This window comes from Pseudomonadota bacterium, from assembly GCA_016927275.1.
Classification (GTDB): Bacteria; UBA10199; UBA10199; order 2-02-FULL-44-16; family JAAZCA01; genus JAFGMW01.
The window spans coordinates 15,722-27,609 of record JAFGMW010000117.1; the positions used below are offsets into that span (position 1 = coordinate 15,722).

The following is an 11,888-nucleotide window of genomic DNA, read 5'->3' on the forward strand; positions in this document are numbered from 1 at the left end:
ATCTAAATTAGCCGGCCCCTCGGGTCAATAGAAATGATTCAGTGGGCCACGGCCCAGTTCGCGCCCCTGCCGGTGTCGACCACCAGCGGCACGGAGAGCTCAACCGCCCGCTCCATGGTGCGCTTCACGAACTCGCAGACCTTTTCGGCCTCGCCCTCGGGCGCCTCGATCACCAGCTCGTCGTGGACCTGGAGCAGGAGCCTGGATCTTCCGGAGACCTCGGCGAGCCCCGAGTGCACGTCTATCATCGCGATCTTGATTATGTCCGCGGCGCTCCCCTGGAACACGGTGTTGAAGGCCATCCGCTCCGCGATCTGCCGGAGCATGCCGTTTTCGCTCCCAATGTCAGGGAAATAGCGGCGGCGGCCGAAGAGGGTGCCGACCATGCCCTCCTTCCTCGCGCGCTCGAGCACCTCGTCGCGGTAGGCAGCCACCCTCGGGTACTTTGCGAAGTAGTCGTCGATGTAGTCCGCGGCCTCGCCCTGCGATATGCCCAGCTGGGCCGCCAGCCCGTAGGAGGTCTGGCCGTAGATGGTGGCGAAGTTCACGGTCTTGCCCACGGCGCGCTGCTCCCGCGTGACGCGCTCTCTGGGCACGCCGAATATGCCGGAGGCGGTCAGGGCGTGCACGTCCTCGCCCCTCTCGAATGCGCCTATCAGCTCGCCCTCGCGGGAGAGGTGCGCCAGCACGCGAAGCTCGATCTGGGAGTAGTCGGCCGATATCAGCACGAACCCCGGGTCCGCGACGAACGCCTCCCTGATGCGCCGGCCCTCGTCCGTGCGCGCCGGGATGTTCTGGAGATTGGGGTCCGAGGAGGAGAGCCTGCCCGTCGCGGCGGTGGCCTGGTTGAAGGTGGTGTGCACCCTCCCGGTCACGGGGTTGATCAGCCCCTTGAGGGAGTCGATGTAGGTCGACTTGAGCTTGCCCAGCTGCCGCCACCTGAGTATCAGGGCAGGGAGCTCGTGGCGGGAGGCCAGCTCCTCGAGCACCTGCTGGCCGGTGGAGAATCCGGTCTTGGTCCTCTTGCCGCCGGGGAGCCTGAGCTTCTCGAAGAGGATCCGGCCGAGCTGTCTGGGCGAGTTTATGTTGAACTCCTCGCCCGCCAGCGCGTGGATCTTCCCCTCGAGGCCGTCCAGCTCGACCTCGAATTCCCGGCCCAGCAGGGAGAGCTTCGGCTCGTCCAGGCGCATGCCGGCGATCTGCATGTCGACCAGCACATCCAGCAGCGGCATCTCCACATCATAGAAGAGCTCGGAGAGCCCCTCCTCCCCGATGCGCGAGCGGAATATCCCGGCGAGCCTCAGGGCCACGTCCGCGTCCTCGCACGCGTAGTCGCGGGCCTCCTCGGGCGGGACCTCGGTGAAGAGTATCTGCTTCGCTCCCTTTCCGGTCACGTCCCCGTACTTTATGGTGGTGTGGTCCAGGTAACGGCTGGCCAGGGCGTCGAGCCCGTGGCCCTGGGCAGGGTCGATGAGGTAGGAGGCGAGCATGGTGTCGAGCTCCACCCCCCTCACCTCATAGCCGTGACTGCGCAGTATCGTGAGGTCGTAGTTGAGGTTCTGGCCCACCTTCCTGATCGAACCGTCGGAGAGGATCTTCTCAATCGCCCTTCGCACCTTCGCCTCGGGCAGCTGCCCCGGGGCGAGGCCAACCCCTTCGGCGAAAAGATCCCCGCTCCGGCCCGCCTTCGCCCCACCGCCCCTTGTCACGTGACCGATCGGGATATAGGCGGCCTCGCCAAGCCCCCACGCCAGGGCGAACCCGGCGATATTGGCCCTCATAGGGTCGAGAGAGTCGGTCTCGAGATCGATAGATAAAATACCTTTATTTTTTATTAATTTAATCAGCTCATTTAAAGTCTTTTCTTCGGTTACCAGCCTGTACCCCTCAAAGGAAAGGGCGGACTGAGGGGCCAGCTGATTCAAAAGGGTCGTGAATTCAAGCTCCTTGAACAGGGTCTGCACCTTTTCGCGGTCAGGGGAGAGCACCTCCAAATCCTTCAACTGTTCCTTTAACTCAACATTGATATCTATCGTCACAAGGCGCTTAGAGAGCCTGGCGTCCTCCGCATGATCCGCGATCGCCCTCCCGACCTTGCCCTCTATGCGGCCGGCGTTGTCGATCACCCCTTCGACCGAGCCGTACTCGGCGACAAGCCTGGAGGCGGTCTTGGGCCCCACCCCCTTGACGCCCGGCACGTTGTCCGTGGCGTCGCCGCAGAGGGCGAGCACGTCCGCCACCCCCTCCGGCGGGACGCCGAAGCGCTCCTTCACCTCCGCCTCGCGTACCCAGAGCCCCTTCATCCCGTCGAACATGCAGACGTTCGGCCCGACCAGCTGCATGAGGTCCTTGTCGCCGGAGACCAGAACGACCTCGAGCCCGTCGGCGGCGAAGCGGCGCGCCAGCGTCCCCATGAGGTCGTCCGCCTCAAAGCCGGGCCTCTTCACGATCGGCATGGAGAGCGCCTCGACCAGGGGTTCCACGTAGGGGAACTGGCTCGCCAGCTCGTCGGGCGGCTCCTCCCTGTTGGCCTTGTACTCCCCGTAGATCTCGTCGCGGAAGGTGGGCTCCGCGGTGTCGAGGCACACCGCCGCGTAGTCGGGCGACTGCTCGCGCATGAGCTTGAGCAGCATGTTGGCGAATCCGTAGAGGGCGTTGGTGGGCTGTCCCTTGGAGTTGGAGAGGTGCCGGATGGCGTAGAAAGCGCGGAAGAGCAGGTTCGCGCCGTCGATTAAATAGAGCCTCTTCTTGCTCATCTCACCTCTTTTCTCGAATGAGAGAAGAAGTCCTCCGCCTTCCCCACGACCGTGAGCGAGCCTGAGACGACCAGGGTGTCGTCGTCGCCCATGCGCCGCATCGTCTTCTCGAGGGCGAGCGGCACCTCGTCGGCCATCGTGATCGTCACGCCGGAGGAGCGGGCGGCGGCGGCCAGGTCCTTGGGCGAGGCGGCCCTGTCCGAGGGGGCCCTGACGCAGACGACCTCGCGGAAGAGCGGGGCCAGCTGCCTCATGATCCCTGCCACGTCCTTGTCCGCGAGTATCCCCACGATCAACACCGCGCGCTCGCGCGGTATCATGCCCCTCACGTACGAGGCCAGAGTCTCCGCGCCCGCCACGTTGTGGGCGCCGTCTAGGATCACCCTGGGCCTCTCGTGGACCACCTCGAGCCTCCCCGGCCAGCGCGTCTCGGCGAGCGCCGCCTCGACGTCGCGGGCGGCGAAGCCCGACGCCGAGAGTATCTCGGCCGTCTCGACGGCGCAGGCCGCGTTCTGGCGCTGGTGCTCCCCCGCGAGCCCCAGCTTAGAGGTCACCGTGTCCGGGGTCGCGAGCACGAGCGGCGAACCCGCGTCGTCGCACGCGCGCCTTATGGTCTCCATGACCTCGGGCGGCTGGTAGGCCACCACCGTGGGGACGCCCCTCTTTATTATCCCGCACTTCTCCACAGCTATCTCCCTGATGGTGGCGCCCAGGTGCCTCGTATGATCGAGCGAGATGGGGGTTATCACCACCGCCAGGGGCTCCACGAGGTTGGTCGCGTCCAGCTTCCCACCCATCCCGGTCTCGTAGACTGCGATGTCCACGCCGCTTTTCTTGAAGCAGATGAAGGAGGCAAGCGTCAGCGTCTCGAAGTAGGTGAGCATCCTCTCGTCCGGCAGGGACCTCTTTATGCCGCCAAGGATCCCGGCCAGCTCGTCGGTGCCTATGAGCTCCCTGTCGATCTGCAGCCTCTCCCTCACGTCCATGAGGTGCGGGGAGGTGTAGAGGCCGACGCGATAGCCGCTCCTCTTGAGTATCGATGCGAGGAAGGCGGCGGTCGAGCCCTTGCCGTTGGTGCCCCCTATGTGCACGGTCTTGAGGCCGTGCTGCGGATCGCCCATGATGTGGCAGGCCTCGGTGAAGGAGCCCAGCTCAAGCCTCATCGACGTGGGCTGCAGCGAATCGAGGTATTCCAGCGCCTGATCGTAATCCAAGATATCCCCCTGTTTGTGATCCATATCCATGCGCCGCGAGCCGGAATTTGAGGCCCCTTTTTACAGCATCATCGGAAAAAGGGTCCTCAAATTGTGGCGGGAGGCGCATCCCGAATTACAAAACCTTGACGGCGAGCGCGGTCACGTCGTCGCGCAGCGGATCCGGGTCTGCGAACGACTGGGCGCTCTCGACGATCACGTCGACGATCTGCCGGGCGCTGCCCACGACCGCGTCCCTCATGCACTCCTTGAGGCGCTCGCGGCCGAACCTCTCGCCGCCGGCCCTGCCGGCCTCGATTATACCGTCCGTGTACAGCAGGACCACGTCGCCGGAGGAGACCACCATCTGCTTCTCGTGGAACACCCCCCTGGGCTCGAGCCCCAGTATCGGGTCGTCTGTGCCCGCATCCTCGAACTTTTTATCGGCTGTTCTCCATACGATGGGATGCGGGTGGCCCGCTGTCGTGTACTGGATGATCCGCCTGGAGACGACGTACTGCATGTACGCCATGGTGATGAACTGCTCCGACTGGAAGAGGTCCTCGTACAGTATGGAGTTGATCCTCTGCACGAGCATCGACGGGGAGTAGTCGCCGTCCCTCTGGGCGCGTATGGCGGAGCGGAACGCGGCCATGATGAGCGCCGCGCCGATGGAATGCCCAGACACGTCGGCCACCACGAACGAGGGGCGCCTGGCCTGCGTGAGGAAACAGTCGTAGTAGTCGCCGCCGACGCGCTCCGCGGTGATGAGCCTGCCCGCCACGTCGAGCCCCTCGATGGAGGGCTGCTCCGCGGGAAGGAGCCTGTACTGTATCTGGCGCGCGATCTCGATCTGCTGGCGTAGCCTCTCGTTCTCCGCGCGCTCCTCCGTGAGCTTGAGGATGTGCATGTAGGCTGCGGCCTGGTTGGTGATGGTGGTCAGCAGCCGCTGGTCCTCCTCTGTGAAGGGCCTGCCGTCAGTGCGGTCGGTCACGTTGATCACGCCCAGCGACTCCTCGCCGACCTTCATCGGGAAGCAGGTCACCGGCGCCGAGATGAGCGACCTGGTGCGGTAGCGTTCCCTGCCGGGCCCCATCTCCGAGGCCTGTATCTCGTTGATCATGAGCGGCTCGTGGCTGGCGAAGACTCGGCCCGATATCCCCTCCCCCACCTTGACCACCGCGTCCTTCATTATGGAGCTGTCCATGCCGCGCGCCGCCGCGATGGTGAGAACCCCCCTGGACTCGTCGAAGATCATTATCGAGGCCTTCTCCACGCCCAGCGAACGGACCACCTCGTCCAGTATCAGGTCGTAGACCTGCTCCGGCTCTGCGGAACGCGCTATCGCCTGGCTCAGCGCGAAGACCGCGTCCATGGGGTTCTTCACCTGTTTCATAGCGAAAGCCTCATGCGGAGCGCGTGCCTCCCGTTGCTCACCCTGCTCGCAACACTCGTCATCATGCTCCTCATCAGGAACAGCCCCCTGCCGTGCTCCGACATCGCCTCGGGAAGGGAGCCGGAAAGGTGACCGATCCCCCGGCCGGTGTCAACCACCTCCAGGCCCGCCTCCCCGTCCGCCAGCGAGAGGGTGACCCTGATCGGCCTCGCGGCGTCGCCGCGGTGGGCGTGGAATATGGCGTTGTCGACCGCCTCCACGAGCGCCAGCTCGAGCGCTATCCTCTCGCGCTTTCCCAGGCGGCCGCTGCCGGCGACCCTGGCCGCGGCACCTATCCAGCTGCGCAGCGCGGAGAGATAGCGCGTGTCGCTCCTTATGGTGAAGGAGCAGATGAATGGGCTCTTTTCGGGCATCTCTACTTGTTGAACTGGCGCACCGCAGCGTTCCAGTCGGCGCAGACCTCGAACAGCCGGTGCAGCCTGGTCACCTCGAAGATGGTCTTGACCTCGTCGGAGAGCGACGCGACCTTCACGTCGCCGTCGCGCTGGCGGACCTTGCGCAGAAGCGATATGAGAACGCCCAGCCCCATCGAATCGATGAAGGTGAGGTTGGCGCAGTCGATGACGATCCTGTTGGAGCCGGCGCCCACGAGGTCGTAGGCCACCTTCTTGAATGCCGACACGGTGTCCGCGTCCAGGCTGCCGCCGCAGTGCATGACCTGGATGTTGCCCTGCTGTTTCACCTCGATGTTCATCTGTGCCTCCGTTCAAAGTTGGAAAACCGTAATCAGTGATAAGTGAATACTGATCCCCGATCCCCGATCCCTATTTCAGCCCGTACTGCTTGATCTTGCGGTACATCGTCGCCTGGCCGATCCTGAGCTTGCGTGCCGCCTCGCCCACGTTGCCCAGGCACCTCTTCAAGGCGGCCTCTATAGCATATTTCTCGACAAGTTCCAGAGGTATGATTCTGCCCCCGTCGAGGGGGGCCATCGACGGCTCGGTCCCCGCGGCAGCGGAGGGCCTCTGCCTTGTGCCCTGCTGGAGCGCCTTGGGGAGGTGCTGCGTCTTCACCCTGCTGTCGTTGTTGAGCACGACCACCCTCTCTATGACGTTCTCCAGCTCCCTCACGTTCCCGGGCCAGTCGTGGGAGACGAGCATGTCCATGGCCTGCGGCGCGAAATCCAGAAAGATCTTCTCGTTCTTCGACGAGAACCTGTCGAGGAAGTGCTTGGCCAGAAGCGGTATGTCCTCCTGTCTCTCCCTCAGCGGCGGCATGTGGATAGGCACGACGTTCAGCCGGTAGAAGAGGTCCTCGCGGAATCGGCCCTCGGCGACCTCCTTGGACAGGTCGCGGTTGGTCGCGGTCACTATGCGGACGTCGACCCTGATCGGGTCTGTGCCGCCCACCCTCACGAAGCTGCGCTCCTGCAGAAAGCGGAGGACCTTCACCTGGAGCAGCGGGTCCATCTCGCTGATCTCGTCCAGGAAGAGAGTGCCCCCGTCCGCCCGCTCGCAGCTGCCCATGTAGCGGCGGTCCGCGCCCGTGTAGGCGCCGCGCTCGTGGCCGAACAGCTCGTTCTCCAGGAGCTCCCGCGGTATCGCCCCGCAGTTTATGTCGAGGAAGGTCCGCGCCCGGCGCTCGCTGTGGTTGTGGATCGCCCGCGCGACCAGCTCCTTGCCGGTGCCGCTCTCGCCGGTGATGAGGACGGTGGCGTTGCTCTTGGCCACCATGCCGATCATCGAGTAGATCTCCTGCATCCGATGGCTGTGGCCCACCATGTCGTCGAGGCCCAGCCTCCATCCCACCTGGTTCTCGAGCAGATAGACGCGCTTGGTCAGGCTGTAGAGCCTTACGGCGTTGCCTACCGCGTGCCTCAGCTTCTCCTCGTCCACCGGCATGGTGAGGTAGTCGTAGGCGCCGGCCTTCATCGACGAGATCGCGTCGTCGAGCGAGCCCGACCTGGAGACGACGACGACGGGGAGGTTGTCGTCCCTGGAGCGCATCTTCTCTATGATCGCCGGGGCGCCGCTGGCGTCCTCGCCCTCGATCACGATCAGGCAGCAGTCGACGGAGCCGAGCCTCGCGTCCCAGCCCGTCTCCCTCGTCTGCGCGAACGCGCAGGAGAGTCCGGCCGAGCGCAGGGCTCCGTTGATCGCCTTGGGTTCCTGCCTTCCGTCGTAGAGGACCAGGATCGAGCTCTTGTCCATGCCTCACCCCTTGGGAGCGGGCTCCTCGCCCGGCTCCTCCCTGTATTCGCTGGTGTCTATCCCGTACCTCTTGATGAGCTTCTTGAAGTTAGAGCGGTCCATCCCCGCCTTCTCGGAGGCGAACGATATGTTGCCCCCCGCCTCCTTGAGCAGGGCGGAGATATATGCCCTGTTGAAGGAGGCCATGGCCCTCTGCTTGGCGTCCTGGTAATTGTACCTGGTGATGTCGGCGCCCGCCTCCTCGTTCATGAGGTAGAACGACTCCGAAAGGAGCCTGGCCGGAAGGTCCTTCGCGGTTATCGTGTCGCCGGAGACGAGCACCACCGCGCGCTCGATGACGTTCTCAAGCTCGCGGACGTTGCCGGTCCATGAGTAGCCCTGCAGCGCCTGCAGCGCATCGACGGAGATCTTGTCCACCTCCTTCTTCATCCTCTCGGCGTACTTCTTGAGGAAGTGGAAGGCGAGCAGCGGGATGTCGTCCGAGCGCTCCCGGAGCGGCGGCAGGCCGATGTTTATGACGTTGATGCGGTAGAAGAGGTCCTCGCGGAACGCCGCTTCGCGCACCAGGGCCCCGAGGTCCCTGTTGGTGGCGGTTATGAGCCTCACGTCGACGTGCCGCGACTCCACGTCGCCGACCGGTCTCACCTCGCCCTCCTGCAGCACCCTCAGGAGCTTTACCTGAACCGCCGGCGGCACCTCGCCTATCTCGTCGAGGAAGATCGTCCCGCCGTCAGCCTCCTGGAAAAGGCCGCCCTTGTCGGCAATGGCCCCCGTGAACGACCCCCTCCTGTGGCCGAAGAGCTCGCTCTCCAAAAGGTGCACCGGTATCGCGGCGCAGTTGATGACGACGAACGGCATGTTCGCGCGGTTGCTCCTCGCGTGTATGGCCCTGGCGACCAGCTCCTTGCCGGTGCCGCTCTCGCCGGTGATGAGGACCGTCGAGGTGGTCGGGGCGATGTTCTCGATGGATTCGAAGATCTCCTGCATCCTGCGGTTCTTCCCGAGTATCCCCTCGTAGGAGACGCCGTCGGGCGCGCGCCGCTCCAGTTGCCTGAGCTTCGCGGCCAGGCGGAACCGGTCCATGGCCCGATCGAGTATGATAGCGACCCGCTCGATGTCGTCGAAGGGCTTGGTCACGTAGTCGTAGGCCCCGTTCTTCATCGCCTCCACCGCCGTGTCCACGGAGCCGAGCCCGGTTATCACGACGATCTCAGTGGGGACGTTGCTCCTCTTCGCCTGGTCGAGGAGCTTGAGCCCGCTGAGGCCCGGCAGCTTTATGTCCACCGCCGCGGCCTCGAATATCTGCGCGTTGATCTGTTCGAGCGCGTCCTCGGCGCTGCGGGCGACCGAGCAGCTCCACCCCCGGTCACGCGCGAGGCGCTCGAAGACCCTGGCTATGGCCGGATCGTCGTCGACTATGAGGAGATTTTTGGTCTTCAGCATCGTCTCGCGGGGCCGTCAATCGACCTCGTCCGCCTCCAGGTGCTTCTTCTTTATCTTCTCCACGAGCGTCGTCCTGTTGAGTTTGAGCAGGCTCGCCGCCTTGTTCTTGTTACCCCCGGTCTTGCGCAGGGCGCCCACGATCAGCCTCGACTCGTAGTCGCTCACCGCCTTCTTGAACGAGATCCCCTCGTCGGGGATGTCGACCTGCAGGGGCTCGCCCCCCGGGGCCGGCGACGCCGCCCTCGCCCCGCCCATCTTGTCCGACAGGTCGGACGGCTGTATGGTGTCGTCCTTCTTGAGCACGACCATCCTCTCGATCAGGTTCTCGAGCTCCCTCACGTTCCCCTTCCACGGCCAGGACATGAGCGCGTCGAGCGCCTCGCCGGATATGCCCTGGACCTTGCCCGCCCCCTCCTTCGCGTACTTGTGTATGAAGTGCTCCACCAGCAGCGGTATGTCCTCCCTGCGCTCGCGCAGCGGCGGGATGTGGATCGGTATCACGTTGAGCCTGTAGAAGAGGTCCTCGCGGAAACGCCGCTCGCGCACGGCGCATTCGAGGTCCTGGTTTGTCGCAGCGATTATCCTCACGTCGACCTCGTGCGTGGAGGTCGACCCGACCGGCTCGAACCTCTGCTCCTGAAGGACCCTGAGCACCTTGACCTGGAGCTTGAGGCTCATGTCGCCGATCTCGTCGAGGAATATCGTGCCGCCGTCCGCTGCGTCGAAGCGGCCCGCGTGCATGGCCACCGCGCCGGTGAACGCCCCCTTCACGTGGCCGAAGAGCTCGCTCTCCAGGAGCTCCTCGGGTATCGCCGCGCAGTTGACGACGACCAGCGGCTTGTCGCGGCGCGGGCTGTTGTAGTGAATAGCCCGGGCGACGAGCTCCTTGCCCGTGCCGCTCTCGCCTGTGATGAGGACGGTAGAGTCGGTCTCCGCCACCTTCTCGATCAAATCGTACACCTGGGCCATGGCGTCGCCGTGCCCGACTATGTTCTCGAAGCGGTACCTCTCGTGGAGCTGGCGCTTGAGCAGCCTGTTCTCCTCCTTGAGCTGGCGATGCTCGAGCGCGGTGCTGATGAGCGCCGCTATGTCGTCCAGCTCGAACGGCTTCGTGAGATAGTGGTAGGCGCCCGCCTTCATCGCCTCCACGGCGGAGGTGATCGTTCCGAACCCGGTGAGGACTATGGCCACGCAGGCCGGCTGCGCCTTCTTGAGCCTCCTTATGAACTCCACGCCGTCCAGCCTCGGCATGACCAGGTCCACCAGCGCCAGGTCCACGGCCTCCTTCTCCACGACGGCCAGGGCCTCGTCGCCGTCTTTGGCGGTGAGCACCTGGTACTTGAGGCCGGTGAGGAATCGCTCCAGCGCCTTCCTTATCGCCGCCTCGTCGTCAACTACGAGTATCCTTGCCATGCCGGCCCCCCTTGCCCTCAGTCTGGGCGGGCAGGCGCACGGTGAAGACCGTGCCCTTGCCCTCCTCGGACTCGCAGCTTATCCCGCCTCCGTGATCGCGCACGATCCTGTAGCTGATGGACAGCCCGAGCCCCGTCCCCTTGCCGGGCTCCTTGGTGGTGAAGAACGGATCGAATATCCGGTCGCTGATCTCCTCGGGCATTCCAGAGCCCGTGTCGCGCACGCGCACCGCCACGGTGCGGCCGTCGTCCTCGACGCCGGTCGTCACCTCCACCGTGCCGCCCTTGGGCATCGCGTGGCAGGCGTTGGTGAGCAGGTTGATGAAGACCTGCTGCAGCCTGTCGGGCGACGCCAGCACCTTCGGGACTCCCGAGTGCCCCCTGAACTCCATCTCCACGTTGAGCGAGCGCATCTCGCGCTGGATGAACGGGAATACGTTCTCGAGCAGGACGTTCACGTCCACCGCCTTGCGCTCGTGGTCGCGGGACACGCGGGAGAAGTCGAGAAGGTCGCTCACGATCTTCTTGCAGCGGATCGCCGCCTGCTCGACCTCGACGAGGTCGGCCAGCAGCCTCTCGTCGTCCTTCGCGTCCTTCTTCATGAGCTGGGTGAAGGCCAGTATCCCGCCGAGCGGGTTGTTGATCTCGTGCGCGACACCGCCCGCGAGCATGCCTATGGCCGCCATCTTCTCCTGCTGTATCATCTCGCGCTGCAGCCTCATCTCCTCGGTGACGTCGCGGTAGTACATGACCGCCTGGCGGCCCGCATCCCCCACGGAGAGCGGATAGGCGCTCGCCTCGTACTCGCGCCTTGCTATCTCGCAGCCGAGCCTTGAGGCCCTGAGGGAATCGGCCGCGAGCGACTCGGCCAGGGGACATCCCTCGCACGGGCCCTCCCTGCCAGCGAACGCCTCGTAGCATTTCCTGCCTATGACAGCCGCGATGTCGTTTTTGCACGCGGCGGCGAGCGAGAGATTGGCCCTCACTATCTCGAAATCCTCGGACACGATCTGGACCGGCGAGGTTATCGCGTCGAAGGTCGACTCCCACATGTATTTCCCGCGGGAGATTATCTCCACCAGCTCCTCGAGCTTTCTCACGCGCTCGGCCATGGCCCTGGCCTTTTTGAGCAGCTCATCGCGGCCTAAGCTGCCCAGATCCTGAAGGTTCTCATGGGAATCGGGCATGTAATTGACCCTCTTTTCTTAATGTAATCAGGAAGATAAATAAAAAGCATTCAAAACACTAGCGATTTTTTGACGCCCCATCTATCTTTTTGACATCACGCCATTTTTACCCACCTCTCCGGGTAAATATTAACCCCATTCGGACTCCAGGCTCTCTCCTCAGACGGAGCGGGGCGGTGCATTCTTCGCAGCGGATCGGGGGGCAATAAATGAAATTCCAAATCCCAAGCACCAATTACCAAATAAGCACCAATTACCAGGCACCAAATTCCAAACAAAACCATTTGATCA

The 11,888-nt window shown here is 64.1% G+C and carries 10 protein-coding genes; all 10 read right to left on the minus strand.

Annotation, left to right across the window (positions count from 1 at the left end; genetic code table 11):
• Positions 1-38: 38 nt before the first annotated feature.
• Positions 39-2,756 carry a DNA polymerase I gene (polA, locus tag JXA24_08175; protein ID MBN1283729.1) on the minus strand — a complete coding sequence of 906 codons (2,718 nt, stop codon included), beginning with the start codon at positions 2,754-2,756 and terminating at the stop codon, positions 39-41.
• Positions 2,753-3,970 (minus strand): bifunctional folylpolyglutamate synthase/dihydrofolate synthase, encoded by a 1,218-nt coding sequence (locus JXA24_08180; GenBank protein ID MBN1283730.1) that lies wholly within the window; start codon positions 3,968-3,970, stop codon positions 2,753-2,755. The genes polA and JXA24_08180 overlap by 4 nt, the downstream gene beginning before the upstream one ends.
• A gap of 115 nt (positions 3,971-4,085) precedes the next feature.
• A complete protein-coding gene (locus JXA24_08185; GenBank protein ID MBN1283731.1) occupies positions 4,086-5,345 on the minus strand; it encodes a SpoIIE family protein phosphatase in 1,260 nt (419 codons plus the stop codon).
• Complete coding sequence (locus tag JXA24_08190) at positions 5,342-5,758, minus strand: ATP-binding protein (protein ID MBN1283732.1); 417 nt, start codon at positions 5,756-5,758, stop codon at positions 5,342-5,344. Before JXA24_08190 ends, JXA24_08185 begins: the two co-directional genes overlap by 4 nt.
• Positions 5,759-5,760: 2 nt before the next feature.
• Complete coding sequence (locus tag JXA24_08195) at positions 5,761-6,099, minus strand: STAS domain-containing protein (protein ID MBN1283733.1); 339 nt, start codon at positions 6,097-6,099, stop codon at positions 5,761-5,763.
• Positions 6,100-6,169: 70 nt separating this feature from the next.
• On the minus strand, positions 6,170-7,555 hold the full coding sequence (locus JXA24_08200) for a sigma-54-dependent Fis family transcriptional regulator (protein MBN1283734.1): 1,386 nt from the start codon (positions 7,553-7,555) through the stop codon (positions 6,170-6,172).
• Positions 7,556-7,558: 3 nt separating this feature from the next.
• Entirely contained in the window at positions 7,559-8,998 is a 1,440-nt protein-coding gene (locus JXA24_08205; protein MBN1283735.1) for a sigma-54-dependent Fis family transcriptional regulator, read from the minus strand.
• Between the two features lie 15 nt (positions 8,999-9,013).
• Positions 9,014-10,411: a sigma-54-dependent Fis family transcriptional regulator gene (locus JXA24_08210; GenBank protein MBN1283736.1), complete on the minus strand. Its 1,398-nt coding sequence runs from the start codon at positions 10,409-10,411 to the stop codon at positions 9,014-9,016.
• Positions 10,389-11,597 carry a hybrid sensor histidine kinase/response regulator gene (locus tag JXA24_08215; protein ID MBN1283737.1) on the minus strand — a complete coding sequence of 403 codons (1,209 nt, stop codon included), beginning with the start codon at positions 11,595-11,597 and terminating at the stop codon, positions 10,389-10,391. Before JXA24_08215 ends, JXA24_08210 begins: the two co-directional genes overlap by 23 nt.
• Positions 11,598-11,692: 95 nt before the next feature.
• The coding region (locus JXA24_08220) for a hypothetical protein (GenBank protein ID MBN1283738.1) at positions 11,693-11,888 on the minus strand (196 nt) is incomplete at its 5' end.